This window comes from Rhodoferax sp. ZS1R8, from assembly GCF_056521325.1.
Window position 1 is genome coordinate 54,590 of the sequence record NZ_JBWMBA010000005.1, and the last position, 25,321, is coordinate 79,910.

The window sequence follows — 25,321 nt, forward strand, 5'->3', positions numbered from 1 at the left end:
GCCAGCGATTGCTACTTGTGCAATCCGCGCTCGTCGGGCTCATCGGTGGATGTGCTGATCACGCTGGTCTGCTGGCCACGCGACTTGCGCCGGGCATAGACCACGTAACCGCTGATACCGTAGAGCACAAAAATACCAAACATCACCGTGGGTGGGTCGATAGTCACCACCGCAAAACCCAGCACGATCAGAATCGTCACCGCAAACGGGACGCTGCGCTTCATCTGGATGTCTTTGAAGCTGTAGAACGGAACATTGGTCACCATCGTGAGGCCGGCGTACAGCGCCAGCGCAAACATCATCCACGGCACCGGCACGACGATAGGACCCAACTCCAGCGCACTGGTTCCCTTCAGGCCATACTCGGTCAGCAACCAAATAAAGCCGGCAATCAATGCCGCAGCGGCAGGCGACGGCAGGCCCTGGAAGTAACGCTTGTCGACCACCGTCGTGTTGACGTTGAACCGTGCCAGCCGCAGCGCCGCGCAGGCACAGTAGACAAAAGAGGCAATCCAGCCCCAGCGGCCCAGGCTTTGCAATGCCCACACGTAGGAGATCAAGGCCGGTGCAGCGCCAAAGGACACCATGTCCGACAGCGAGTCCATCTGCTCACCAAAGGCGCTTTGCGTATTCGTCATGCGGGCCACACGGCCGTCCAGACTGTCCAACACCATGGCACAAAAAATACCGATTGCAGCCTGGTCGAAACGGCCGTTGATGGCCATGACAATCGCGTAAAAACCGCCAAACAGCGCGGCCAGTGTGAACAGGTTGGGCAAAATGTAAATGCCCTTGCGGCGCTTGCGCACCAAGACATTCACGTCATCCGCCGATGCGGAATCCGCGCCATCATGCATAAATTCTCCTAGCAAGACTCATGCTTACAAGTGTAAGCGAGCGCTCAAGCGTTTGGCCTTGCGCCGCTGCGGCCAAAAAATACAAAAAGGCCACCGAAGTGGCCTTTGCAGGCAAACCGCAAACGCATCAGTTGCGGGACTGGTCCACCAGCTTGTTTTTGGCGATCCAAGGCATCATCGCACGCAATTGGCTGCCGACCTTCTCGATGGAGTGGTCAGCGGTGTTGCGACGGCGCGCTGTCATGCTGGGGTAGTTCAAACGGCCTTCCTGGATGAACATCTTGGCGTATTCACCGTTCTGGATGCGCTTCAGGGCATTGCGCATGGCTGCACGGGATTGGTCGTTGATGACTTCGGGGCCAGTCACGTACTCGCCGTACTCCGCATTGTTGGAGATGGAGTAGTTCATGTTGGCGATGCCGCCTTCGTAGATCAGGTCAACGATGAGCTTGAGCTCGTGCAAGCATTCAAAGTAAGCCATTTCAGGCGCATAACCGGCTTCGGTCAGGGTCTCGTAACCCATCTTGATCAGCTCAACCGCACCACCGCACAGCACGGCCTGCTCACCGAACAAGTCGGTCTCGGTTTCTTCCTTGAAGTTGGTTTCGATGATGCCGGCCTTGCCACCGCCATTGGCCATGGCGTAGCTCAGGGCCAGATCACGGGCCTTGCCAGACTTGTCCTGGTGGATAGCGATCAGGTGGGGCACGCCGCCGCCCTGGGTGTAGGTGTTGCGCACGGTGTGGCCAGGGGCCTTGGGCGCAACCATCCACACGTCCAGATCGGCGCGGGGCACGACCTGGTTGTAGTGCACGTTGAAACCGTGGGCAAACACCAGCGAGGCGCCTTGCTTCAGGCTCGACTCGATCTCTTGGTATACGCCAGCGATGTTTTCGTCAGGCAACAAAATCATGACGACGTCGGCGGAGGCGACTGCCTCGTTGACTTCAGCGACCTTGAGGCCAGCTTTGGCGACCTTGTCCCACGATGCGCCGCCCTTGCGCAGACCGACGACGACCTTGACGCCGCTGTCGTTCAGGTTTTGCGCGTGTGCGTGGCCCTGGCTGCCGTAGCCAATGATGGCAACGGTCTTACCCTTGATCAAGCTCAGGTCGCAATCCTTGTCGTAAAAAACCTTCATTTTCAATCTCCTAAAAAGTGCTTTGGCGAAATGCCCATCGACAGGCTCAGGGCGAACGGTGACCGTTGATCGCCACTAGCCAAGGTCCGTTCGCGTTGAGCCTGTCGAAACGCGCGCTCGAACCTACGGAAAATCAGACTCGCAATATACGCTCACCGCGACCAATGCCGCTGGAGCCGGTTCGCACCGTTTCCAGAATGGCGGCGCGCTCCAGGGCTTCCAAAAAAGCGTCGTTCTTGGACTGGTCGCCAGTGAGCTCAATCGTGTAGCTCTTGTCGGTGACGTCGATGATGCGGCCGCGGAAGATGTCGGCCATGCGTTTCATCTCCTCTCGCTCCTTGCCGACGGCACGCACCTTGACCATCATCAGCTCGCGCTCGATGTAGGAGCCTTCGGTCAGGTCCACAACCTTGACGACCTCGATCAAACGGTTCAGGTGCTTGGTAATTTGTTCGATGACGTCGTCCGAGCCGGTGGTCTGGATCGTCATGCGGGACAGACTGGGATCCTCCGTGGGCGCAACGGTCAAGGACTCGATGTTGTAGCCACGAGCCGAAAACAGGCCGACGACCCGTGACAGGGCGCCCGGCTCGTTTTCCAAAAGAACTGCAATGATGTGTTTCATGAAATGGATTCCTCTTTTCGCCGCCCTCCCCCGCAACCGGTAAGTTGCGGGCTTGGCGGACAATAGATTCGTCTAAAAAATCGCTATCGTTTTGATAGCTGGTTACGCTCGCTGCGCGGGGGCTAGAGCCTTGTTTGGCTTAAAGGTCTTCGCTTCCCAGCAGCATTTCCGTGATGCCCTTGCCGGCCTGAACCATGGGGAACACGTTCTCGGTCGGGTCGGTACGGAAATCCATGAAAACCGTACGGTCCTTGAGCTTGCGGGCTTCGCGCAGCGCCGGCTCCACATCACCCGGTTTTTCGATCAGCATGCCGACGTGGCCATAGGCCTCGGCCAGCTTCACGAAGTTGGGCAGCGCATCCATATAGCTATGGCTATAGCGGCCTTCGTATTCGACCTCTTGCCACTGGCGCACCATGCCCAGGTAACGGTTGTTCAGCGACACGATCTTGATCGGCGTGTTGTACTGCAGGCAGGTCGACAGCTCCTGGATGCACATCTGCACCGACCCTTCGCCGGTGATACAGAACACTTCGCTGTCGGGCTTGGCGAGCTTGATGCCCATTGCGTAGGGAATGCCCACGCCCATGGTGCCCAGACCACCCGAATTGATCCAACGGCGTGGCTCGTTGAACTTGTAGTACTGAGCCGCCCACATCTGGTGCTGCCCCACGTCGGACGTGATGTAGGTATCAGCATCCTTGGTCATGTTCCACAGGGTTTCGACCACGTACTGCGGCTTGATGACGTCACCCTTGCCCATGCTGTACTTCATGCAGTCGCGCTTGCGCCATTCCTCAATGGTCTCCCACCAGGCGCCCAGGGCATTGGCGTCGGGCTTGACCGTTCCTTCTTTGATCATGGCGATCATTTCCTGCAGCACATCTTTGACATCACCGACGATAGGAATGTCAACCTTGACGCGTTTGGAAATGCTGGAAGGGTCAATATCGATGTGGATGATCTTGCGCTCGTTTTGCGCAAAGTGCTTGGGGTTACCAATCACGCGGTCATCAAAACGCGCGCCGACTGCCAGCAAAACATCGCAGTTTTGCATGGCGTTGTTGGCTTCCACCGTGCCGTGCATGCCCAGCATGCCCAGGAATTTTCGGTCAGTCGCCGGGTAAGCGCCCAAGCCCATCAAGGTATTAGTCACTGGGTAACCCAGCATATCCACCAAGGTGCGCAGTTCGTTGGACGCATTGCTCAGCAACACACCGCCGCCGGTGTAGATATAGGGGCGTTTGGCGGTCAATAGCAGCTGCAAGGCCTTGCGGATCTGCCCGCCGTGCCCTTTGCGAACCGGGTTGTACGAACGCATCTCCACCGATGTGGGGTAGCCGGTGTAAGGCACCTTCTTGAACGACACATCCTTGGGGATATCAACCACAACGGGGCCGGGACGGCCGCTACGCGCAATGTGAAAGGCTTTTTTTAGCGTTTCTGCCAGGTCACGGGCGTCCTTGACCAGAAAATTGTGTTTAACAATAGGCCGGGTGATACCCACCGTATCGCATTCCTGGAATGCATCTAAACCGATAGCATGCGTAGGTACCTGGCCGGTGATGATCACCATGGGGATGCTATCCATATAGGCGGTGGCGATACCGGTAACCGCATTGGTCACACCGGGGCCGGATGTCACCAGCGCCACGCCCACATTGCCGCTAGCACGGGCATAACCGTCGGCTGCGTGCACCGCACCTTGCTCGTGGCGCACCAAAACGTGCTGGATGGTGTCTTGTTTGTAGAACGCGTCGTAAATGTGCAGTACCGCACCACCGGGGTAACCCCAGATGTATTTGACGCCTTCGGCCTGCAGGGCTTTGACCAGAATTTCCGCGCCGCGGAGTTCGAGCGTGCCGGAGGATGTCCCGGGGGACTTGGCGGGGTGGGATGCAGCCGACGCCGAAGCGATTTCAGCTTTTGAAATTTCCATGATGAACCTTTGTGAATTTCTCTAACGAAAAACCTTGGGTGCCCCTTCGCAAAACTCTTGTGAAGTCGCGTCGGAACTTAAGATTTTGGCCATGGACGCATTGAATGCTGCGCCGAACCAAAACCCGTTTGCCTTTTGAATGCAAACCACATTATCGCACCGACTACGCACCCTTTGGTACCCGCCGCACAAATGTTGGGCATACAAATGCCATAATTCGTGCCTGTCTACCGCGAATGCAGCCGTTTTGGCCTTGCGGTGTTTGTTGATTCCACCTTCCTCGCCTCATTTCTCTTGGCCTCAGACCGCGAACTATCCGATTTTTTGAAAAGCGTGGAAAAACGCGCTTTCAAGCGGTCCGTTTACCACGTTCGCAATGACGAGTCGGCGCTGGACATCGTCCAGGACAGCATGATGAAGCTGGCTGAGCACTACGGTCACAAACCCGTGGAAGAGCTGCCGATGCTGTTCCAACGCATCCTGTCCAACTGCACGCTCGATTGGTTTCGGCGCCAGAAGACCCAGAAAGCGCTGTTTTCCACAATGAGCGACTTCGAATCGCCGGGTGATGACGAGGGGTTTGACCTGTTGGAAACCCTGCATGCAGCGCATAACGGGGAACAAAATGAGAGCGCCGAGACTCAGACCGAACGGGCACAAACATTGCGTGAGATAGAAATTGAGGTTCAGCAACTGCCTGCGCGTCAACGAGAGGCCTTTTTGATGCGTTACTGGGAGGAGATGGATGTTGCCGAGACCGCTGCGGCCATGGGTTGCTCGCAAGGCAGTGTCAAAACACATTGCTCGAGAGCCGTCCAGGCCTTGGGTAAAGCTTTGAGCGCCAAAGGAATACGAATATGAAAACAACACTAGATCCCCAGCTGTTCGAGAGCTACCAGGACCGCATGGGCCGCAATATTGCTGCGCGTTTGTCTGATACGACCCAAAGTATTCCCAATGATATTTCCGAGCGCTTGAAGGTTGCCCGCACGCAGGCCTTGGCTAAACGCAAAGTTGTCAAACTCCAGACCGCGACCAGCGTAAACGTTCAGGGTGGCGCTGCAACGCTGAATGCTGGTGATCTGGATGGCGGCCTTTGGAGTCGCTTGGGCGCCGTGATCCCATTGTTGGCCTTGGTTGCAGGTCTGTTGACCATTACCGTTGTGCAAGAGCAGCAACGTGCCAACGAAATTGCCGATGTGGATGTCGAGCTCCTTGCAGACGACCTGCCACCTGCCGCCTATACCGATCCCGGCTTCATGCACTTCCTGAGCATCAACCGCCGAGACTAGCGTTTTCTGACTTCCATGCCCGTTACTGATCTATTGGCCCATATTCGAGCACTATCCACATTTCGCCGGGTAGTTCTTGGGTGCGCGCTGATCGGGGCGGTCGGCATAGCGGTGGGGCAGGCTCTCGCCCCCAGCAGCTCCAAACCTTCGGCGCCAGTGGCTCCCCCCGTGCTGATTGCCCAGGCATCCGGGCCGCAATGGCTGGAATTGACTGCCACGCAACGCCAGGTTCTCAAGCCCCTGATGGGCACGTGGAACACGCTCACCAGCGCCCACAAGAATAAATGGATCGCCCTGTCCCAAAGCTATGCGGCCCGCTCCGCTGCTGAACAGGAAAAAATGCAAAGCCGCATGGCCGAGTGGGCCGCACTGACTCCCAACCAGCGCGAACGTGCCCGTCTCAACTTCGTTGATACCAAAAAGCTGCCCCCTTCGACGCGTACAGCCGAGTGGGAGGCCTACCAGAGCCTCAGCAGCGAAAAAAAGAACGACCTGGCAGCCAAAGGCAGACGTAAAGTGATCGGCGCCGCCGTCGCTGTGACGCCCGTGCCTCCCAGCAAGCTGACTGCCGTTCCGATTACCCGCCACACGCCACCCGATGACGCTGCGGCAGTGGCAGCCAAACCCCGAATCGACCCCAATACGCTGCTTCCGTTGCCACCACCTCCGGCGCTCGTCGTGGCACCCGCTGCCGCAACAGCCACCCCATCGGTTCCCGCGGTCAACGCAGATTCGATTTCCCCGAACTGATAGCCGGCCAGCCGAACCTACCCAGATCGGCGCCGTGTGCCGTCGTTAGCGCGTACCCGGCCTATACAATCGCGCCGATCCGTGACTCCTTCCTCCCCATGCAGACTATTGAAATGAACACCCCCGGCCTGTGGCGTCGCATGGCCTGCTGGCTATACGAAGGCATGCTGCTGTTTGGTGTCGTGTTTTTGGCCGGTTACCTGTTCAGCACGCTCAGCCAGACCCGCAATGCTATGGATAACCGGCACGCACTGCAGGCCTTCATCTTCATCATCTTTGGCATCTACTTCGTGTGGTTCTGGGCCAAGGGCCAGACCCTGGCCATGAAGACCTGGAACATTCGCATCGTTGGACTGGATGGCAAAGCTATTTCGCAACTACGGGCATTGGCACGCTACGCGCTGAGCTGGCTGTGGTTCCTGCCGCCACTGATCGCGCTGTGGTTTTTTCAGATCAGTGGGGGTGAAACGGCCGTCATCATCATCGGTTGGGTCATTGTCTGGGCCCTGCTCAGCCGCTTCCATCCTCAAGGGCAGTTCTGGCACGATGCGATAGCAGGCACCCGCCTGATCACCTCACTGCCCTTGAGCCGCTAAGGCCCGCTGACATGCCATCCAATACCAAGAGCGCTAAGAACGCCGCTTCTGCCGTGGTCAATCCCCAAAAGGAACGCAAGGGCCTGAACCGGGTCCTGCATGCCGCCGGCTATTCGCTGGCAGGCTTGCGTGCCGGCTGGGGTGAAACAGCTTTTAGACAGGAAGCGATCGCCTCGGTGGTGTTGTTGCCCGTCGCGTTCTGGCTGGGCAAGAACTGGGTGGAGATTGCTCTGTTGGCCGCCAGCGTGGTACTGGTCATGGTGGTGGAGTTACTCAACACGGCGGTCGAAACCGCCATCGATCGTATCGGTCCCGAGTGGCACGACCTGTCCAAGCGCGCGAAGGACATGGGCAGCGCCGCGGTCTTACTCAGCCTGCTGATTTGCGCGGGCATCTGGGCGGCAGCGCTGTACCACCGGCTCGCTTAGGAACGCCGCGAAGGGCTGCCCCGAGCAAGTTCAGCCCCCTCGGGGGGGGGCAGCGAAACACACGAAGTGGGAGCGTGGGGGCTCTGTTTAAACCGCTGATTCGTCCTGCTCACCGGTACGGATGCGAACGACGCGCTCCACGCTGGTAACAAAAATCTTGCCGTCTCCAATCTTGCCGGTGTGCGCGGCCTTGACGATGGCATCCACGCAGCGGTCCACATCTTCGGTCTTTACGACGACCTCGATTTTCACCTTGGGCAAGAAGTCGACAACGTATTCAGCGCCGCGGTAGAGCTCGGTATGACCCTTCTGGCGGCCGAAGCCCTTGACCTCGGTGACCGTCAGGCCGGTAACGCCGCAGTCGGCCAGCGCCTCACGCACCTCTTCCAGCTTGAACGGTTTGACGATGGCGGTGATTTGTTTCATACGAATCCTTTTTAATCAGTTGAGGACAGAGCTACGCTTCGCTGCGGTCTGTCCCGCAAAGTCTCACGCTCGAAATCGATTGGTTATAGGATACCGCCAATCCTTGCCAAAACTGCGATGGGTTACCCGAATCCCTACCGGTGACTGGCGGCGTTTGTATTCGTTGAGCTTGATCAGGCGCGTGACCTTTTCCACATCAGCCCGATCAAACCCGGCAGCGATGATGGCCTCAATGCTCTGGTCGTTCTCCATATAGCGGTCGACGATCGCGTCCAGCACCTCGTAGGGCGGCAAGCTGTCCTGGTCCTTCTGGTCGGGGCGCAGCTCGGCACTGGGCGGGCGGGTAATGATGCGCTCGGGTATCGGGCTCACTCCCGTACCATAGGGGTCGTTGGCATTGCGCCAGTGCGCCATCTTGAACACCAGCGTCTTGGCCAGGTCCTTGATGACCGCAAAACCGCCCGCCATGTCGCCGTACAGCGTGCAATAGCCGGTCGCCATTTCCGATTTGTTGCCGGTGGTCAGCACGATGCTGCCGAACTTGTTGCTGAGCGCCATCAGCAGTGTGCCGCGGATACGGGCCTGGATGTTTTCCTCGGTCGTGTCCTCGGCGCGCCCGGCAAACTCAGTCGCCAGCGAGGCCTTGAACGCCTCGAACTGCGGCACGATAGAAATCTCGTCGTAGCGCACACCCATGCGCTGGGCCATCTCACGGGCATCCAGCCAGCTGATGTCGGCCGTGTACGGCGACGGCATCATCACGGCACGCACCTTGTCAGCGCCCAGAGCGTCGACAGCAACAGCCAGCACCAGTGCTGAATCGATGCCACCCGACAGCCCCAGTAGCGCGCCGGGGAAGCCGTTCTTGCCCACGTAATCGCGCACGCCCAGCACCAACGCGTCCCACAGGTCCTGCTCGGGTGTGCGGATCGGCTCAACAATTGCTACGATATTGATAGCTGCTTGTGGCCGTTCCACGAGGGCTGCAAAGAGATTCTCCTTAAAGCTTGGGGCCCGACCGGCCAGGGAGCCGTCCGCGTTCAGCGCAAACGAGTGGCCCTCAAACACCACCTCATCCTGCCCGCCCACCAGGTGCGCATAGACCAGCGGCAGGCCTGTCTCTTGCACACGCTGGCGCATCGTGTCCTCGCGCTCGTAACCCTTGCCCACATGGAAGGGCGACGCGTTGATGACCGCCAGCAACTCAGCCCCCGCCTCCTTGGCCAGCCGTGCCGGCTGTGCGAACCAGGCGTCCTCGCAGATCAGCAGGCCCACACGGAGGCGGTGCCCCTCAACACCGGCATCGAACACGCAAACACCATCGCCCGGCGAGAAGTAGCGCCGCTCGTCAAACACCTGGTAATTGGGCAGCTCGCGCTTGGCGTAGGTGGCAACGACCTGCCCCTCGCGCAGCACACTGGCCGCATTGAAACGCTGCTGCACGGCAGTGGAGCGCGTGCGGCTGTCGCCACCGGTGGGGTGGCCCACGACGACCGCCATGTCTTTTAACCCGGCCAAAGCATCGGCCACCGTTTTCACGGCATCATCGCAAGCTTGGATAAACGCCGGGCGCAGATACAGATCTTCGGCGGCGTAACCGCAAATCGACAGTTCGGGGGTCAGCAGCAGGCGGGCGCCGTCCGCGTAGGCGCTCTGGGCCGCGGTGATGATCTTCTGGGCATTGCCCTGCAGATCACCCACGACGAAGTTGAGTTGCGCAACACACAGTTTGAGAGTCATGAAGCAGGAATATTTCGTTAGTAGCCGATCCACCGCAGCAGACCCAGCACACAAGGTGCACCTTGGCTGAGGATTATGTCATTCGGGTGCTGGCCTCGCCGCTGGACGTGGACGCCACGGCCTGGGACGCCCTGCTGCAAACCCAGCCCAACCCCAGCCCCTTCATGCGCCACGCCTACCTGGCAGCGTTGCACACCAGCGGCAGCGCAGTACCCAAGACGGGGTGGACGCCACACTTCATCACGCTGAGCTTGGATGGAGCGCTGGTTGCTGCCTGCGCGCTGTACGAGAAGATCCACTCGTACGGCGAATACGTGTTCGACTGGGCATGGGCCAACGCCTACGCCCAGCACGGGCTGCCCTACTACCCCAAAGCGACAGTAGCAGTGCCCTTTACCCCAGTGCCCGGTGCGCGGCTGATGGCGCGCGATGCGGCGGCACGTGTGGCGCTGGTGCAAGCGTTGGTTGCCTGGTGTGATCAAAACGGCATGTCGTCCCTGCACCTGCTGTTTGCCAATGACGACGACGCGGCAGCGTGCGAGACGGCCGGGCTGATGCTGCGCCATACGGTGCAGTTCCATTGGAAGAATACAGAAACGGGCTACTCGGACTTCGAAGCCTTTCTGGCATCCCTGTCGCAGGACAAACGCAAAAAGATTCGACAGGAGCGCCGCAAAGTCTACGATGCCGGTGTCAGTTTTCGGTGGTCACAGGGGGCCAACATCACGCCGGCCGAGTGGGACTTCTTCTACCGCTGCTACGAGCGCACCTACCTGGAACACGGCAACGCGCCCTACCTGAGCCGCAATTTCTTCGCCAGCATGGCCAGCACCATGCCCGAACACTGGTTGTTGTTCATCGCCGAGCGAGAGGGGAAACCGATTGCTAGCAGTTTGATAGCATTAGATGCTTATCCTACAAGGGCTAGCGATCCAAACGCCCCAGGAGGCTGGGTGGCGGCGGGTTTTGCGCAGGTAAAGGAGGAGCCCGCGCAGCGGGCGGGGGACACGGAGCAAAACCCGCTGCCATCCAGTCTCCGCCGCGAGAGCACAACAAAAGTAGCCTACGGCCGCTACTGGGGAGCACTGGAGCGCGTGGACTGCCTGCACTTTGAAGCCTGCTACTACCAGCCGCTGCAGTGGTGCATTGAACACGGATACCACCGCTTCGAAGGTGGCGCCCAAGGAGAGCACAAGATGGCACGCGCCCTGCTGCCGGTCAAGACCACCAGCGCCCACTGGCTCGCGCACCCCGCGTTTGCGGATGCGGTTGCCAGGTTTCTCGAACGCGAGGACGAAGGGATCAATAGCTACCTGCAAGACTTGAAACAGCGCAGTCCGTTCAAGCGCGAGCCTGCCGGCTAAGCATCGAATACACCTTCTATGCCTGGCGTCGGGTCCACGCTGGCTGCACCATACGCCCACGGCGCCAGGCCAGATAAACCATGGCGGCACTGGCCAGAACTACGAATGCCAGATTGACAGCCGAACCCTCTACGCCGTAAGCCCCGCCCGTCAGCCAGTCGGGACCACTGAGTTCAGTTACCAGCAGACCCGTCTTCACATCGTGGCCAGACACCGCCAGCGAGAAGATGCCATCTTGGAAAAAGTTCCAACCGGCGTGCAGCGCTGCACACAACCACAAGCGTCCCGTCAACAAAAAGGCCGCCGCAAAAAAGACGCCGGCCACCGCAGTGTCGGCAATGCCCAGCGCCGAGACATTGTCATTAGACAGATGCATGGCACCAAACAGCAGACCCGACGCCAGCAGCGCGAGCCAGCTGCCCACAAATTCCTGCACTACACGGAAGAAAATTCCGCGCACCAGCATTTCTTCGATCAGGCTGACAGTCAGGTGCACCAGCAGGGGTAGCAGGATGAGGTTGCTACTCGGTGCCAGCGTCAGTGTATGCACACCGCCCAAGGCGGCGATGCCAGCCACAGAGGCGCACACCATCAACCCACCCAGTACAAAGCCCGCGCTGTACTCGCGCAACGCGCCCGGCAAGGCCAATTCGGTTACGGCCCGCTTTTCTATCCGCGTGACATAAAACGCATAAGAAAGACAGCCCATGCAGGCTCCGAACAGTTGGCCCATGCGCAAGAACAGTTTCTCTTCAAAAAAATGGGAGGCACCGGCCTGCATCAGCAGAAACGGCACCATGAAGAACACCACGGCCAGCACGACGCGGGTCAGTGGGAAACGCAATATGCGCTGCCCCAGCGGCGCAGCAGCGCAAGGGTTGTCCAGGGAGAGTGAAGTGGTCATGGGTTCTTTCTGTGAAACGTGGTGGGGTACGGACCAATGGCCGTTGCGAATGGGCGCGACTTTAGTTGGCTCAATTGAACGGAACCACATCCATACGACAGGGTGCAGCAGCAGGGGTATGGATCGCAGTTAGGTTGGACTGGGGCTCAGCCCAAGCAGCTACGCCGGGCTATCGCGTTTGCAAGTCCCCACCCTGCACGGGCTGCGGCAGACGCGCTGCGATGTCGACACCCACTTTCTTCAACAGCGATGTGAAGCTAGGATGAAACACCGCCTCTTCCGATATGTAGTGGCCCTTGCCCACCAGCGCGACACTGTGGGCAACTCCACCAGACGCGTTGATCCCGTCGACAAAACTGCCAGTGCGCGGCCAAGGATCGAGTTCGCCCTGGATCGCAAGAAACTCCAATCCCGCTTGGGCCATGTCTACCCCGTGCGGCGCTTGCCCGGCGATGGCAACCGCAACATGCACCAACGGGCCAAGTCGCCCAACAAACTGGCAAACGCCAGAGCCCCCCAGGCTGTAGCCAACCAGCGCAAGACGTTGTGACGGCTTGCCGGTCGCCTTGATGAGCAATGCGAGCCGGTCCGCGTCCCACTCAGCCTCTGCTTCAAGCTGCGGACAAATCACCGGGCAATTGATGGACACTTGCGCGCCGGCCAAAAGCGCAGGCAGCCCGTACCGCTTGACCAAAGAGAGATCGGAACCCCGTTCGCCGCTGCCGTGTAAGTAGATCACGACCGCATCTGCTCCATAACCATGGTGCGGCAGAAACTCAAGAAAACGGAACCCCGATACGGGGTCCAGGCCATGGTGCTCAAGCATGTTGGCAAGCTTAGCCATTTTTTCCGATCGCCTGCTGGCAAAATCCAACCCATGCACGCCCCCCAGGACAGCCCAGCCCCCATCACCCACTACGAGAACTTTCCGGTCGCGTCCTTCCTGTGCCCCGCCCACCTGCGCGCCCCTATCGCCGCCATCTACCACTTCGCCCGCACTGCGGACGATATTGCCGACGAGGGCGACGCCACCGCGCAGCAAAGGCTCGACGAACTGCAGGCCTATCGCGCGGACCTGAACGCCACCTGCGCGGGAGCGGCAACCAGCGCACGCTGGCCCCAAGTGTTTGGTCCGTTGCAGGTTGCATTGCAAACCCACCACCTACCGCCCCAACTGCTGCACGACCTGCTCGATGCTTTTGTGCAGGACACCCGCAAGTCCGCCGCCGCCGAGGGCTACGCTACGCACGCGGAGCTGCTGGACTACTGCCGCCGCTCTGCCAACCCGGTGGGCCGTCTGCTGCTGCACCTGTATGGTGTGACGGGTACGCTGGCGCTACAACGCAGCGACGCCATTTGCAGCGCCCTGCAGCTGATCAACTTCTGGCAAGACCTGAGCGTGGACATTCCCCGTGGCCGCTACTACCTGCCAGCCGAGGATTGCGCGCGCTTTGGCGTGCCGCAGGCCGACATATTGGCGCAGCACCAGACGCCAGCCGCTACAGAATTGATAGCTTCTCACGCTCATCTGGCGAGGGCTAGCATGGAATTTGGCTCTGCACTGGTGCACCAGATACCGGGGCGCGCCGGCTGGGAACTGCGGCTGGTGGTGCAAGGTGGTCTGCGTATTCTGGACAAGATCGACGCCCTGCACTACTCCACGCTCACCCAGCGTCCCACGTTGCGCTGGTGGGATTTCCCGATCATGCTCTGGCGCGCCGTATGGATGTAATTTTGGAGGGGCAATAGCGGCCCGGTGTGTGCGCCACACTATACTTCTACGAACACTTTCACGCTGCTATTGCCACACCCCGCAAAGCGTGAACGGGCCAGGCCCACCGTGACCGTTTTTTAGATCCAGCCCACGCCCATGACCCCAGCGCAATACGTACAAGACAAGGCCGCCGCGTCCGGCAGCAGCTTCTACTACGCCTTCTTGTTTCTGCCGGCTCCCAAGCGTGCTGCCATCACCGCCTTCTACGCATTTTGCCGCGAGGTGGACGACGTCGTCGACGACATGGTGGACGCCAGCATCGCCCAGACCAAGCTGGCCTGGTGGCAGACCGAAGTGGCCAAGGCCTTTGCCGGCCAGCCAAGCCACCCGGTCACACAAGCCCTGATGCCCCTGGCTGCCGAATTCAAGATCGAGCAGCGCCACCTGCAAGCCGTCATCGAAGGTTGCCAGATGGACCTGACGCAGACCCGCTACCTGGACTACCCGGGCCTGCAGCGCTACTGCCATTTGGTGGCCGGTATCGTGGGCGAAGTGGCAGCCGGCATCTTCGGCCAGACCCAGCCCCAGACCACAGCCTACGCACACAAGCTGGGCCAGGCGCTGCAAATGACGAACATCATCCGCGACGTGGGCGAAGACGCCTTGCGGGGACGTATCTACTTGCCAGTCAATGAGCTGAAGCAGTTTGATGTAAAGGCGCACGAGATTCTGAAGCGTACGTATTCCGACAACTTCACGGCGCTGATGCGCTTCCAGGCCCAGCGTGCGCACGGCCTGTACGACGAGGCCTTGGCCCTGCTGCCTGCCGAAGACCTGCGCACACAGAAGCCCGGGCTGATGATGGCCAGCATTTACCGCGCGCTGTTGCGCGAAATCGAGGCCGACAATTTCCAGGTGCTGCACCAGCGCATACGCTTAACACCCTTGCGCAAGATGTGGCTGGCGTGGAAGGTGCAAGCCCTGGGCAGACTGTGACCACACCCTTGCGCGTTGGCATCGTCGGTGGTGGCTGGGCCGGCATGGCCGCAGCGGTTGCGGCTTGTGAGCAAGGCCACACCGTCACCGTATTCGAAGCCTCCCGCACCCTGGGCGGCAGGGCACGCGCTCTGCAAGGCATCCTGCCCGATGGCACCCCCGTCACGCTGGACAACGGCCAGCACATCCTGATCGGCGCCTATACCGAGACGTTGCGCCTGATGCGCCTGGTCGGCCTGGACCCAGACGCGCTGCTACTGCGCCAACCCCTCTCCCTGCCCTTCCCCGATGGCACAGGCCTGCAGACGCCGGCCTACGCCACGAACTGGCCTGCACCCTTCGACGCTATCGCAGCCATCGCCACCGCACGTGGCTGGACTTGGGGCGAACGCTGGTCGCTGGTCCGCGCGTCGCTAGGCTGGCAATTGAAGCGTTTTACCTGCGCACCCACGCTGTCAGTGGCGCAGCTGTGCAGCCGCATGGCGCCGCGCGTGCTGCACGAGTTGATCGAGCCACTGTGCGTGTCGGCGCTGAACACGCCTGCTGACCAGGCCAGTGCCCAGGTGTTTTTGCGCGTCATGCAGGATGCGCTGTTTGGCGTCCGCGGCGGCTCACACCTGTTGCTACCCCGCACGGATTTGGGCGCGCTGTTCCCTGTGGCCGCTTCAGAGTGGGTCAGGCGGCGCGGCGGCCAAGTGCATCTGGGCCAGCGCGCCGGCATGCTGCGGTGGCAGGCACCACACTGGCTGCTGGACGGGCAGGCGTTTGACCGCGTCATCTGGGCCACCTCTGCATCAAACGCGGCTGTAGCCCTCGCGGAATGTGCGCAAGCAGCTCCTGAATCAATAGCAGATTTATTGCACGCCTGGGCGGCTGATACCGTAGCGCTGCGCTTTGAAGCGATCGCTACGGTCTACGCCTGGGCGCCCAAGGCCCGCCTGCCCCACGCCATGCTGGCCCTGCGCAACACGCCGACAGCACCGGCGCAGTTTGTGTTCGACCGTGGCCAACTGGGGGGTCTGCACGGCCTGCTGGCTTTTGTCGTCAGCGCCAGCGACGGCAGCCGCGAAGAGCTGCAGGCCGCTGTGCTACAACAGGCCAAGGACCAGCTGTCCGCCATAGGCCTACCCGCATTGCAAGCCATTCAAACCGTCGTCGAGAAACACGCCACCTTTGCCTGTACACCCGGCCTCCAGCGACCGCCGCAGCAGATCGCACCCGGCCTAATAGCCGCCGGCGACTACGTGCAAGGCCCCTACCCCGCCACCCTTGAAGGGGCGGTGCGCAGCGGGTGGGCGGTGGGCGATTCGCGCTAGACGGTGGGCCGAAACGTGCAGATCAAGTACCGCCAAGCTCTTTCATGACAGGTATACGCAGCCTGCGGCACAGTTGTCCAAATGTGAGATTTCTTTCATGACCCGCAACAAACTGATTCTGCCCATGCTGGCTTGCCTGATCGCGCTGCCAGCGGGCGCGCAAGAGTCGAAGCCCAGTGCCTGTGGCAACGGCATTGCGATCCCGATGCGATTGGAGCGCACAGGCCACACGTCAGTACAAATCGCACTCAACGGGGTTCAAACACGCTTACTTGTTGATACGGGTGCCAACGTCAGCACGCTCGACCTCACCGAAGGTCAGCGTGTCAAGCCAAAGGTTGTCGCCACTCCCGAGGGACCACCAGGCTTTGGCCGCGCCCAGTTGGAAGTATCTGTCGGTTCCCATGCGCTTGGCCTGAAGCCATTCTCGGTAATGGACCTGCACTTCATCAACATTCCATCCAAGCGTTACGGCACCGAACCATTTGCTGGTCAACTTGGGGCGCAGTTTTTTATCGAGCACCAGGCGCGCATTGACTTCGCGAACATGGTGGTTTGTCTGATGCAGCCCAGCCCATGAACGGCTGCTATTAGCAAGGTGGGCGGGAAGGGTGCCGCTGAGATTACGCACACTGCGCCTGCCATCACCCCCGCCTTTCAAGGCGTTAAAGATACTTTTTGGCAAGGTGCATCTCCCATCCATTGCGTATGATCGACGATCCCTTGAAACTCGTAGTCCAATGCATATTGCAGTAAAAATCGTTGTAGCCACCATTACCGTTGCCGTCCTGGCCGCGGGCGGTGCGGCAGCATGGCATATCCGCACCAAACAACCCCAGCGCAGTGGCAATGTGGCTCTCAAACAATTGAAAGCCCCTGTCACCGTGTTGTACGACGAGCGTGGCGTGCCCCACATCCAGGCCGAAAGCGAGATGGACATGTACCGGGCCCTGGGCTACGTGCATGCGCAAGACCGGTTGTTTCAAATGGAAATGGTTCGCCGCCTGGCCCGTGGTGAACTGGCGGAAGTCCTGGGCCCCAAGCTGCTGGAGACCGACAAGCTGTTTCGCACACTGGGCATTCGCGCCCGCGCCGACGAAATGGCCGCCAAGGTCAACCCGATCAGACCCGCCGACATGGCGCTGATCTCGTACCTGGATGGCATCAACCAGTTCCAGAACACGCACCCCGTGCCGCTGGAATTCGACATCCTGAAGATCCCTAAGCGCCCGTTCACGCCGGCGGACACCTTTGCCGTGAGCGGCTACCTGGCCTACAGCTTTGCGCAGGCCTTCAAGGTGGAGCCCGCGCTGACCCACATCCGCGACAAGCTCAGCCCCGAGCACCTGAAGATTTTTGACCTGGACTGGCATGCCGAAGGCGTCATCAACAACAACCCGCGCAACCAGAGCGTAAAAGCCGCTTCCAGCACTGCAAGCCCCAGGCTGGCGCTAGACGCCAAAGATTGGGCTGGTCTGGGCCAGTTAGCCCAACTCAGCCAGGATGCATTGGACGCCGCCGGTGTGCCAGCGTTTGAGGGCAGCAATGCCTGGGCCGTGTCCGGCAAACGCACGGCCAGCGGCAAACCGCTGCTGGCGGGCGATCCGCACATTGCCTACTCGGCGCCGTCCGTCTGGTACGAGGCCCATATGAGCGCACCGGGCTTTGAGTTGTATGGCCACTACCAAGCGCTGAACCCCTTTGCCTTGCTGGGCCACAACGACAAGTTCGGCTGGAGCCTGACGATGTTCGAGAACGACGATGTGGACCTGATCGCGGAAAAGACCAACCCGTCCAACCCGAATCAGGTTTATGTCAAGGGCCAATGGGTGGATCTGCAAACCCGTACCGAGACTATCAAAGTCAAGGGACAGGACGATGTGCGCTTGAGCCTGCGCCGCTCGCCGCACGGCCCCATCATCAGTGACGCGTTCAAGGAAAGCTTTGGCAGCACCCCCATTGCGATGTGGTGGGCCTTCCTGGAGACCGAAAACCCGGTCATGGATGCCTTTTACGAGCTGAACCGTGCCAACACCCGCGAAAAAGCACGCAGTGCGGCCGAAAAGATCCACGCGCCCGGCCTGAACGTGGTCTGGGCCAACACAGCCGGTGATATCGGCTGGTGGGCTGCCGCAAAGCTGCCGATACGCCCCTCCGGCGTGAACCCTGCCTTCATACTGGACGGCAGCACCGACCAGGCGGACAAAACAGGCTTCTATAACTTCAGTTTCAACCCGCAGGAGGAAAACCCGGCGCGGGGCTACATCGTGTCGGCCAACCACCAGCCCAAGCCGGCCAGTGGCGTACCGGTGGCTGGCTACTACTGCCTGCCCGACCGCGCACAACGACTGGATGACGTGCTGCGTGACACCGAGAAGAAGTGGGATACGGCCGGCGCACAGGCACTGCAGCTGGACGGTACCAACGGCTACGGCCCGCGCGTGCTGAAAGACCTGCTGCCCATTTTGAAAAACGTCGTCACCGATCCGTATGAAAAGGCGTTTCTGGAGCCACTGCAGATATGGGACGGCGACTACAGCCGCGACAGCATGGCTGCGCTACTGTTCACGCAGCTGATGTATGAGTTGGCCCACGCCGCGATGGCCGATGAGATGGACGAGGTGCAGTTCAAAAACCTGCTGCGTACCTTCGCGCTGGACAGTGCCCTGCCCCGCCTTATCGCCGACGCCAACTCTCCCTGGTGGGACAACGTCAATACCAAGCAGGTCGAGAATCGGTTCGAAACCGTGCGCATAGCGTGGGTCAACACCATCAAACACCTGGAATCGGTCTATGGCAAGGACTTGCTGAAATGGAATTGGGGCAATGCCCACACGCTGACCCACGCGCACCCACTGGGCCAGCAGAAACCGCTAGACAGCATCTTCAACGTGGGCCCGTTCAAGGTGGCTGGCGGCCGCGAGGTGCCCAACAATATGAACTACCAGGTAGGCCCCGCCCCGTGGGCCGTGCGCTCGGGTCCGTCCACCCGCCGCGTTGTGGATTTTGCACACCCCGACAAAGCCATGGGCATTAACCCGGTGGGACAAAGCGGTGTGCTGTTTGACAAACACTATTCCGACCAGGCAGCCTTCTTCGCTGAGGGCATCTACCAGCCGCAGTATCTGAGTGCAGAGGACGTTAAAGCCCACCGCGTCAGCACCCTTGCGTTAACTCCTGCCCGTTGATCGCTTGCGTGCAGAGCAAGGTCCAGTGATAGCGGTTCAGGCGGAACTGGCCACGTACAACCCCAGGTTGGTTTGATTTGCGAGAATGGTGCATGCCCTTTTCTCCCGAACCTCCCTTCGCGCATGGCCAGCAACCCCGCACGGCCGTGCTGTACTGCAACCTCGGCACCCCGGACGAGCCCACAGCCCCGGCGGTGCGCCGTTACCTGCGCGAATTTCTTAGCGACCAACGAGTCGTCGAAATTCCGCGCCTGCTGTGGCTGCTGATACTGCACGGCATCATCTTGCGCTTTCGGCCGGCAAAGTCTGCCGCCAAATACGCCAGCATCTGGACGCCCGAGGGCTCGCCGCTGAAGTTGTGGACCGAAAAGCAATCCAAGCTGCTGCAAGGCTGGCTAGGCCAGCGCAACCACGCGGTCAAAGTGCGCTACGCGATGCGCTATGGCAGCACCTCTATCGCCTCGCAGCTAGACGCGCTGAAGGCTGAGGGAGCAACCCGCATCCTGGTTGTGCCCGCCTACCCACAGTACAGTGGTACGACCACGGCCAGCGTGTTCGATGCGGTGTACGCCTGGGCAGCGCGTACCCGCTCCCTTCCAGAGCTGCGTTTCGTCAACCACTACCACGACGATGCGGACTACATTGCCGCATTGGCTAACAGCGTGCAGCGGCACTGGAAACAACATGGCCGCCCCGACCAGTTGGTCATGAGTTTCCACGGCGTGCCCGCGCGAACGCTCACGCTGGGGGACCCGTACCACTGCGAATGCATGAAGACGGCGCGCCTGCTGGCCAACAAGCTGGGCCTCAACAAGGAACAGTACAAGGTCACGTTCCAATCCCGCCTGGGCCGCGCCAAGTGGCTGGAGCCGTACACCGAGCCCACGCTGATCGCCATGGGCCGCGCCGGCGTCAAGCGCGTGGACGTAATCTGCCCCGGCTTCACCAGCGACTGCCTGGAAACGCTGGAAGAAATTAGCATGGAAGCCCGCGCCGCCTTTTTGCTGGCCGGTGGCAAGACCTTCCACTACATCCCCTGCCTCAACGACGACCCGGAGTGGATTACCGCGCTGTGCAACCTCAGCGAACGCCACATGGGCGGCTGGGATACACAAGACGAGCCCGATGCCGCAGCGCTGGCCACCTCGCGCATTGCAGCACTGGCGATGGGGGCTAAGCAATAGAACTTGGCCTCGTATCGTTGCTATATTTTCAGTAGCGCCTTACGCTTGCTGGACGAGGGCTATCGGCCGATTTTATGAAATCGCTGACCTACGCAGAACGGTGCGATTGGCTCTCCAGCAGGTCCGCCTGAACACGTGCAAATACCTGCGCCCAATCGCCGTCTACGCGCTGCCGGTAGAGCTTGACCGGCGGGTACCAGGGACTGTCACTACGGTCTAGTAACCAGCGCCAGTCGGGCACCTGCGGCAACAGGATAGCGGTTGGGATGCCCAACGCGGCACTTAGATGGGCAATGCTGGTGTCCACGCTGATAACGCGGTCCAGCACGGAAACCAACCCAGCGGTGTCGCTGAAATCATGCAAAAGGTCGCCAAAGTGCCGAATCCTGGCGTGCGCCTGCAACGCGGACTGGTCCGCGTCTCGCACCTCCTTTTGCAGGCTCACATACTCGAATGTATCTGGCAGATAGGGCGCCAATGTGGACAAGGCGACGCTGCGACTGCTATCGTTCGCGTGCTCTGCACTGCCGCTCCACACAAGGCCCACCCGAGGCTTTTCCTTTGGGCCCAAGCGCTCCATCCACTGCTGCACTTTGTCTGCACCACTACGCAAATAGGCTTGTGCTGCGGGGATGTTGCGCAGGTCCGTCTTGCAGGCCAAGGGGAGCGATAGCAGCGGGCAGTGCACGTCAAACGGTGGCAGCCGCGTCCCGGTGGCGACCAGCGTGTCAACGCCGTCCAGCCCCTGAAGCAAGCCCATCAATTGGGCCGGAACCTCCAGAATGACCCGCGCACCCCGCGCGGCCAACAGTTTGGCGTAACGCACAAACTGGATCGTGTCGCCAAAACCCTGTTCGCTGTGCAAAACAATGGTTTTCCCATCCAGCGGCTCGGTCCCCAGCCACAGCGGTTGCGAGAAATTGCGCTTGCGCGGCTTGCTTTTTTCGGTCTCCCAGCGCCATTCGTACAGCGGCAAACCAGCTTCAAAGTCTCCGCACAGCAGCAAGGTCATGGACTTGTTGAACCGAGACTGGGCATCACTGGCGTCTAGGGCGATGGCAGCGTCAAAGCTGGCCAATGCTTCGTTCCATTGGCCAAGGGCATGCAGCGTCAGGCCCTTGCTGGCGTGGGCTTGCGCATAGTCTGGCTGGATGGCCAGCGCCCGGTTGTAACTGGCGATGGAGGCATCCCACTGCTTGAGCGCATGCAGGGCCACGCCGCGATTGGTGTGGACCCTGACATAGTCCGGTTTGATGGTCAGAGCTGCGTCATAGCTGGCGATGGCGGCCGCGAATTGTTTCAGGCCATACAGGGCCACACCGCGGTTGGCGTGGGCTTCGGCATAGTCGGGTTTGAGGAACAAGGCGTTGTCGCTGCTGGCTACCGCTTCTTCGAACCGCTGGAGTTCCTGCAGCACCGCGCCCCGGTTGCAATAGGCTTCGGCGTAGCCGGGGTGTGCCGCGATGGCCTGGTCGTAGCTGGCCAGCGCGGCATCCCACCGCCTGAGTTCCTGCAGCGCAAATGCCCGGTTGAAGCAGGCTTGGGCATGGTCGGGTTTGAGGGCAATGGCACGGTCGTAGCTGGTGATGGCGGCGTCGGTACGCCGCAAGGCCTGCAGCACATTGCCACGGAAAAAGTGAAATTCGGGGTAGGCCGGGCTGAGCGCGACGGCCTGGTCATAGCTGGCCAACGCAGCCTCCAGCTGGTTGAGCCGGTGCTGCGCCATCCCGCGGTTGGAGTAGGCCCCGGCATGCTTGGGGTTGATAGCGATGGCCTTGTTATAGCTTGCTACCGCCGCTTCCAGATGCAGAAGTTCCTGCAGGGCAGCACCTCGATTGGCGTAGGCATCGGCGTAGTCCGGCTTGAGCGCAATCGCGCGGTCATAGCTGCTGATGGCTGCGTCCAGCTGCCTCAGTGCCCTCAGCGCGTTACCCCGGTTGACGTGGAAGTCTGCGTTGTGCGGAAAGATGTCAATGGCCTTGCCAATCAGATCAACAGCCACCGCGTAGTTGCCGGTCTGCGCAGCAATAAGACCCAGCAGATGCAAGGCTTGGAAATGCTGGGGGTCAGTCGCGAGAATTGCTTCGTATCCGGCCTTGGCCTGTTGCAACTGCCCTTGCTGGTGCATTGCAATCGCTTTGGCCAGCCTAGCAGCGGCGGGCTGGAGGGTGCTGGCGAGTTTGACAGTGGGCTGCATGGTCGCGATTTTAGGTCTGCCCGCATCCGTAGAATGCGCTGGCCGGGCTATGTTCATCCGGTTTCACTCCAGCCACCGCCATGAGGAATACTCCTACCGCGTTAGCGGTCGCCATCGTTGTTAGCTTGTCGTCCCAAGCCCTTCATGCGCAACTCCCGATTTCGGTCGATAAAGCTATCGTCACTGTCGTCGGCGACGCGGAATTTTTCAACATAGGTCAGGATGGGTACTGCGGTCAGCGAACCACCATTGCTAGCCCCGGCAAAGCACCGTTTCTCGTTCCCGCCGGGCAGAAGACCTGGTTTTACCTGTCGTCAAAGTTTCACGACGCGGTCGCCACCCACACATGCTCGGGAGATTTCTCGTTCATGCCAGTTGCTGGCAGGCTGCACATTCTTCGGTACTCTTTCCTGGGGCAGACTTGTCTGCTGGAGCATTTCATGGGAGACCCCGGCAAGACCCCCGAGCCTGCTGCGGTTCAAGCCGAAAAAATCAGATCGTGTATGGCGCAGTAACGCCGATGACCACAGGTAAATCCCAGCCAACCTGCTGAAGTCTCGGATACCTCGGTTGCCGTCAGCCCACTACGCCATCAATAAACGCCGCCACGCAATCGAGCTGTGCCGGCACATTCAGCGCCGGTGCATGCCCGCAGTCTGGTACCTCCACTGTTTGCAGGCGTCCTGCCAGCCCGGGGCCACGGTGGCGCATGGCCTCGATAGTTTCCGCCAGCACCAGGTCCGAATCGGCCCCGCGCAGACTCAGTACAGGAATCTGCAACGCGTCGTAATGCTCCCAGATGGCGTAGTCGTCCGGGTGGCTGATGAACTGCTGCACCATGGCCGGGTCATAGTGCGGGGTCACACGGCCGTCGGGCAGGCGGCGGGTTGATGTTTCGGTCAAGCGTCGCCACTGTGCATCGCTGAGCCAACCGAAAGGCTGGTAGACCTGGCGGAAGAAAGCCTCCAGCTCCCGTACGCTGGCAAAAGCCGGCGGGTTGCCGGCGTAGGCGCGGATGCGGGCAATGGCCGGCGCAGCGAGCTCGGGGGCGTTGTCGTTCAGCGTCAGGCTCAGGATGCGCGATCGCATGGACGGCTCCAGCAACCCTGCAGCACAAACGGTACCGATGGCGCCCCCCATCGATGTGCCCACCCAATGCGCCTGCGCAATGCCCAACTGGTCAAACAGATCGGTGGCGATGCGCGCGTAGAACGCCAGGCAATACTCTTGCTCAGGCTGCGGGCTCCACTGGCTGAGGCCACGCCCTATCGTGTCCGGGCAAATCACGCGGTAGTGCGGACTGAGGTGGGCGGCCAGTTCGTCCATATCGCGACTCGTTCGCGCCAGGCCATGCCAGGCCACTACCACCGGGGCCTGCGCTGCCCCCCACTGTGTGTAGTGAATCTCCCGGCCAGCGCAGGTGATGAAGTGGGAACTGAAGCTCATGCGAGGAGGCCTTTCTGAACGCGGTCTGTGGCGTCTTGTTCATCGCAACAACTTGCCCGATGCACCGATTACGGTCACTTCCACGAAACGTGAGCCGATGCGGTTGGTTGCGGAATAGCCGACACGTGTGCCGCCCAGGTCTAGGTTGTCTATGCTCTCCAACGCCTTGACGAGCTTGGCCCGGGTAGGCGCGGGGCCTGCTCGGCGGAGCCCCTCGACCAGCACTTTGGCACCCAAGAATTCTTCAAAGCTGGTGTAGCTCACGGCCTGGCCGCCACCATACTTTTTCATCAGCGCCTGGTATTCGCGAACTGCGGGCTTGTTGGCACCAAAAGGAAACGGAACGACCTGTGAAATGCCAAGGCCGTGCACCGCCTTCGTGCCGGCCAGCCTGACCAGTTCGGCAGGGTCCACGACCGAGATGTTGTACAACTGCCCACCGCCGCCAATCGCCCGATAGTTCTTGGCGAACGCTGCCGTGGAACGGTTGACCGAGATCATGATCGTGGCCTGAGGTTCGGCGGCCTTGATCTTCTGCACCGCGTCCTGCACGTCGTCTGTATTGCGTTCGTAAGACGCAGCTACCAGCACCTTCATGTTGCGCTTGGCCAATGCAGCTTCCACGCCGGCCAGACCAGCTTTGCCAAAGGCGTCGTTCTGGTACATGACCGCGATGCGCGTCATGCCCAGTGTGGTGGCCTGGTGCACCATGTGCTCGGTCTCGTCCACGTAGCCAGCGCGCACGTGAAAGATGTAGGGGTTGAAGGGGCTGCGCAGGGCCTCGGCCCCAGTGTACGGGGCCACCAGCGGCGCCCCTCCGACATCCAGAATGCCATCTGACAGCAATTTCCCGACGTTGGCGGAGCCGGCAAAACCAAACAGTGCGATCACCTCGGGGTTTGTCAACGCCTCCTGCGTCAATCGCACTGTCTCGTCCACCTTGTAGCCATCGTCAACCACCGTATGCTTGATCTTGGCCCCATGCACACCGCCCTGTGCATTGACCCAATCAAAATAAATCTTTCCGCCCAATACCATCTGCTGGCCCGTGCTGGCGAGCACCCCGGTGAGGGGCGCGATTTGTACCACGGTGATGTCGGGAGCAGGCGTAGGGGCCGCACACGCCAGACTGCTGGCGCCAAGCGCCAGCACAGTCAGCGCGTGCCGCATCTGTCGGGAGAATGTGTTGAGGGTGCGCATGGGATGTCTTCTGCGACA

General features: G+C 60.5%; 24 protein-coding genes. 13 read left to right on the top strand and 11 right to left on the bottom strand.

Features of this window, described 5'->3' with window-relative positions:
* Nucleotides 1–11: 11 nt before the first annotated feature.
* From pssA to AC097P_RS17475, 4 genes are all read right to left on the bottom strand, one after another.
* Entirely contained in the window at nt 12–857 is an 846-nt protein-coding gene (gene pssA, locus AC097P_RS17460) for a CDP-diacylglycerol--serine O-phosphatidyltransferase (protein WP_479611708.1), read from the bottom strand.
* A 127-nt stretch (nt 858–984) separates the two neighbouring features.
* Nucleotides 985–1,998, bottom strand: coding sequence for a ketol-acid reductoisomerase (gene ilvC / locus AC097P_RS17465; protein WP_394782477.1), 1,014 nt, complete (start codon nt 1,996–1,998; stop codon nt 985–987).
* A gap of 133 nt (nt 1,999–2,131) precedes the next feature.
* Nucleotides 2,132–2,623 carry an acetolactate synthase small subunit gene (gene ilvN / locus AC097P_RS17470; protein WP_209396191.1) on the bottom strand — a complete coding sequence of 164 codons (492 nt, stop codon included), beginning with the start codon at nt 2,621–2,623 and terminating at the stop codon, nt 2,132–2,134.
* 139 nt (nt 2,624–2,762) lie between these two features.
* Nucleotides 2,763–4,562, bottom strand: coding sequence for an acetolactate synthase 3 catalytic subunit (locus AC097P_RS17475; RefSeq protein ID WP_479611709.1), 1,800 nt, complete (start codon nt 4,560–4,562; stop codon nt 2,763–2,765).
* Between the two features lie 294 nt (nt 4,563–4,856).
* Between AC097P_RS17475 and AC097P_RS17480 the strand changes: the two genes are divergently transcribed.
* The 5 genes from AC097P_RS17480 to AC097P_RS17500 all read left to right on the top strand — a co-directional run bounded on the left by AC097P_RS17480 (nt 4,857) and on the right by AC097P_RS17500 (nt 7,628).
* Nucleotides 4,857–5,423 carry an RNA polymerase sigma factor gene (locus AC097P_RS17480; protein WP_479612091.1) on the top strand — a complete coding sequence of 189 codons (567 nt, stop codon included), beginning with the start codon at nt 4,857–4,859 and terminating at the stop codon, nt 5,421–5,423.
* Nucleotides 5,420–5,854 carry a DUF3619 family protein gene (locus AC097P_RS17485; RefSeq protein ID WP_479611710.1) on the top strand — a complete coding sequence of 145 codons (435 nt, stop codon included), beginning with the start codon at nt 5,420–5,422 and terminating at the stop codon, nt 5,852–5,854. The genes AC097P_RS17480 and AC097P_RS17485 overlap by 4 nt, the downstream gene beginning before the upstream one ends.
* A 15-nt stretch (nt 5,855–5,869) precedes the next feature.
* Nucleotides 5,870–6,604 (top strand): DUF3106 domain-containing protein, encoded by a 735-nt coding sequence (locus AC097P_RS17490; protein WP_479611711.1) that lies wholly within the window; start codon nt 5,870–5,872, stop codon nt 6,602–6,604.
* Nucleotides 6,605–6,702: 98 nt separating this feature from the next.
* Nucleotides 6,703–7,200, top strand: a complete 498-nt coding sequence (locus AC097P_RS17495) for an RDD family protein (RefSeq protein WP_479611712.1) — start codon at nt 6,703–6,705, stop codon at nt 7,198–7,200.
* Nucleotides 7,201–7,211: 11 nt separating this feature from the next.
* Nucleotides 7,212–7,628 (top strand): diacylglycerol kinase, encoded by a 417-nt coding sequence (locus AC097P_RS17500; RefSeq protein ID WP_479611713.1) that lies wholly within the window; start codon nt 7,212–7,214, stop codon nt 7,626–7,628.
* An 87-nt stretch (nt 7,629–7,715) separates the two neighbouring features.
* Here AC097P_RS17500 and AC097P_RS17505 read toward each other — a convergent pair whose 3' ends face one another.
* On the bottom strand, nt 7,716–8,054 hold the full coding sequence (locus AC097P_RS17505; protein ID WP_479611714.1) for a P-II family nitrogen regulator: 339 nt from the start codon (nt 8,052–8,054) through the stop codon (nt 7,716–7,718).
* Nucleotides 8,055–8,117: 63 nt separating this feature from the next.
* The gene (locus AC097P_RS17510) at nt 8,118–9,794 is read right to left on the bottom strand and encodes an NAD+ synthase (RefSeq protein WP_479611715.1); all 1,677 of its coding nucleotides are present in this window, start codon (nt 9,792–9,794) and stop codon (nt 8,118–8,120) included.
* A 62-nt stretch (nt 9,795–9,856) separates the two neighbouring features.
* Here AC097P_RS17510 and AC097P_RS17515 point away from each other — a divergent pair, with 62 nt between their 5' ends.
* Complete coding sequence (locus AC097P_RS17515; protein ID WP_479611716.1) at nt 9,857–11,158, top strand: GNAT family N-acetyltransferase; 1,302 nt, start codon at nt 9,857–9,859, stop codon at nt 11,156–11,158.
* Nucleotides 11,159–11,174: 16 nt separating this feature from the next.
* Here the strand turns inward: AC097P_RS17515 and AC097P_RS17520 are convergent, their stop codons facing one another.
* Together AC097P_RS17520 and AC097P_RS17525 are read right to left on the bottom strand one after the other, a co-directional pair.
* Nucleotides 11,175–12,062 carry a lysostaphin resistance A-like protein gene (locus tag AC097P_RS17520; RefSeq protein WP_479611717.1) on the bottom strand — a complete coding sequence of 296 codons (888 nt, stop codon included), beginning with the start codon at nt 12,060–12,062 and terminating at the stop codon, nt 11,175–11,177.
* A 169-nt stretch (nt 12,063–12,231) separates the two neighbouring features.
* Nucleotides 12,232–12,906 carry a hypothetical protein gene (locus AC097P_RS17525; RefSeq protein WP_479611718.1) on the bottom strand — a complete coding sequence of 225 codons (675 nt, stop codon included), beginning with the start codon at nt 12,904–12,906 and terminating at the stop codon, nt 12,232–12,234.
* Nucleotides 12,907–12,939: 33 nt separating this feature from the next.
* Here AC097P_RS17525 and hpnC point away from each other — a divergent pair, with 33 nt between their 5' ends.
* The 6 genes from hpnC (at nt 12,940) to hemH (ending at nt 20,460) form a co-directional block, all read left to right on the top strand.
* Nucleotides 12,940–13,794, top strand: a complete 855-nt coding sequence (gene hpnC, locus AC097P_RS17530; RefSeq protein ID WP_479611719.1) for a squalene synthase HpnC — start codon at nt 12,940–12,942, stop codon at nt 13,792–13,794.
* 138 nt (nt 13,795–13,932) lie between these two features.
* A complete protein-coding gene (gene hpnD / locus AC097P_RS17535; protein ID WP_479611720.1) occupies nt 13,933–14,772 on the top strand; it encodes a presqualene diphosphate synthase HpnD in 840 nt (279 codons plus the stop codon).
* An 8-nt stretch (nt 14,773–14,780) separates the two neighbouring features.
* Nucleotides 14,781–16,088 (top strand): hydroxysqualene dehydroxylase HpnE, encoded by a 1,308-nt coding sequence (gene hpnE, locus AC097P_RS17540; protein WP_479612092.1) that lies wholly within the window; start codon nt 14,781–14,783, stop codon nt 16,086–16,088.
* Nucleotides 16,089–16,185: 97 nt separating this feature from the next.
* Nucleotides 16,186–16,668, top strand: coding sequence for a hypothetical protein (locus AC097P_RS17545; protein WP_479611721.1), 483 nt, complete (start codon nt 16,186–16,188; stop codon nt 16,666–16,668).
* Nucleotides 16,669–16,828: 160 nt separating this feature from the next.
* Nucleotides 16,829–19,276, top strand: coding sequence for a penicillin acylase family protein (locus AC097P_RS17550; RefSeq protein WP_479611722.1), 2,448 nt, complete (start codon nt 16,829–16,831; stop codon nt 19,274–19,276).
* A gap of 92 nt (nt 19,277–19,368) precedes the next feature.
* The gene (hemH, locus tag AC097P_RS17555; RefSeq protein WP_479611723.1) at nt 19,369–20,460 is read left to right on the top strand and encodes a ferrochelatase; all 1,092 of its coding nucleotides are present in this window, start codon (nt 19,369–19,371) and stop codon (nt 20,458–20,460) included.
* A gap of 88 nt (nt 20,461–20,548) precedes the next feature.
* Here hemH and AC097P_RS17560 read toward each other — a convergent pair whose 3' ends face one another.
* On the bottom strand, nt 20,549–22,657 hold the full coding sequence (locus tag AC097P_RS17560; RefSeq protein ID WP_479611724.1) for a tetratricopeptide repeat protein: 2,109 nt from the start codon (nt 22,655–22,657) through the stop codon (nt 20,549–20,551).
* An 80-nt stretch (nt 22,658–22,737) separates the two neighbouring features.
* Here AC097P_RS17560 and AC097P_RS17565 point away from each other — a divergent pair, with 80 nt between their 5' ends.
* Entirely contained in the window at nt 22,738–23,172 is a 435-nt protein-coding gene (locus tag AC097P_RS17565) for a hypothetical protein (protein ID WP_479611725.1), read from the top strand.
* Between the two features lie 61 nt (nt 23,173–23,233).
* Here AC097P_RS17565 and AC097P_RS17570 read toward each other — a convergent pair whose 3' ends face one another.
* Entirely contained in the window at nt 23,234–24,103 is an 870-nt protein-coding gene (locus AC097P_RS17570; RefSeq protein ID WP_479611726.1) for an alpha/beta fold hydrolase, read from the bottom strand.
* Between the two features lie 39 nt (nt 24,104–24,142).
* Entirely contained in the window at nt 24,143–25,303 is a 1,161-nt protein-coding gene (locus AC097P_RS17575; protein WP_479611727.1) for an ABC transporter substrate-binding protein, read from the bottom strand.
* Between the last annotated feature and the right edge of the window lie 18 nt (nt 25,304–25,321).

Excerpts from the sequence above, each read along its gene's own strand:
- AC097P_RS17525 (WP_479611718.1), bottom strand. The coding sequence starts at position 12,906 with ATGGCTAAGCTTGCCAACATGCTTGAGCACCATGGCCTGGACCCCGTA.
- AC097P_RS17545 (WP_479611721.1), top strand. The coding sequence starts at position 16,186 with ATGACCCGCAACAAACTGATTCTGCCCATGCTGGCTTGCCTGATCGCG.
- AC097P_RS17560 (WP_479611724.1), bottom strand. The coding sequence starts at position 22,657 with ATGCAGCCCACTGTCAAACTCGCCAGCACCCTCCAGCCCGCCGCTGCT.
- AC097P_RS17475 (WP_479611709.1), bottom strand. The coding sequence starts at position 4,562 with ATGGAAATTTCAAAAGCTGAAATCGCTTCGGCGTCGGCTGCATCCCAC.
- AC097P_RS17490 (WP_479611711.1), top strand. The coding sequence starts at position 5,870 with ATGCCCGTTACTGATCTATTGGCCCATATTCGAGCACTATCCACATTT.
- hemH (WP_479611723.1), top strand. The coding sequence starts at position 19,369 with ATGCCCTTTTCTCCCGAACCTCCCTTCGCGCATGGCCAGCAACCCCGC.
- AC097P_RS17575 (WP_479611727.1), bottom strand. The coding sequence starts at position 25,303 with ATGCGCACCCTCAACACATTCTCCCGACAGATGCGGCACGCGCTGACT.
- AC097P_RS17500 (WP_479611713.1), top strand. The coding sequence starts at position 7,212 with ATGCCATCCAATACCAAGAGCGCTAAGAACGCCGCTTCTGCCGTGGTC.
- AC097P_RS17565 (WP_479611725.1), top strand. The coding sequence starts at position 22,738 with ATGAGGAATACTCCTACCGCGTTAGCGGTCGCCATCGTTGTTAGCTTG.
- pssA (WP_479611708.1), bottom strand. The coding sequence starts at position 857 with ATGCATGATGGCGCGGATTCCGCATCGGCGGATGACGTGAATGTCTTG.
- hpnD (WP_479611720.1), top strand. The coding sequence starts at position 13,933 with ATGACCCCAGCGCAATACGTACAAGACAAGGCCGCCGCGTCCGGCAGC.
- AC097P_RS17485 (WP_479611710.1), top strand. The coding sequence starts at position 5,420 with ATGAAAACAACACTAGATCCCCAGCTGTTCGAGAGCTACCAGGACCGC.
- ilvC (WP_394782477.1), bottom strand. The coding sequence starts at position 1,998 with ATGAAGGTTTTTTACGACAAGGATTGCGACCTGAGCTTGATCAAGGGT.
- AC097P_RS17520 (WP_479611717.1), bottom strand. The coding sequence starts at position 12,062 with ATGACCACTTCACTCTCCCTGGACAACCCTTGCGCTGCTGCGCCGCTG.
- AC097P_RS17550 (WP_479611722.1), top strand. The coding sequence starts at position 16,829 with ATGCATATTGCAGTAAAAATCGTTGTAGCCACCATTACCGTTGCCGTC.
- AC097P_RS17570 (WP_479611726.1), bottom strand. The coding sequence starts at position 24,103 with ATGAGCTTCAGTTCCCACTTCATCACCTGCGCTGGCCGGGAGATTCAC.
- ilvN (WP_209396191.1), bottom strand. The coding sequence starts at position 2,623 with ATGAAACACATCATTGCAGTTCTTTTGGAAAACGAGCCGGGCGCCCTG.
- AC097P_RS17495 (WP_479611712.1), top strand. The coding sequence starts at position 6,703 with ATGCAGACTATTGAAATGAACACCCCCGGCCTGTGGCGTCGCATGGCC.
- hpnC (WP_479611719.1), top strand. The coding sequence starts at position 12,940 with ATGCACGCCCCCCAGGACAGCCCAGCCCCCATCACCCACTACGAGAAC.
- AC097P_RS17510 (WP_479611715.1), bottom strand. The coding sequence starts at position 9,794 with ATGACTCTCAAACTGTGTGTTGCGCAACTCAACTTCGTCGTGGGTGAT.
- AC097P_RS17505 (WP_479611714.1), bottom strand. The coding sequence starts at position 8,054 with ATGAAACAAATCACCGCCATCGTCAAACCGTTCAAGCTGGAAGAGGTG.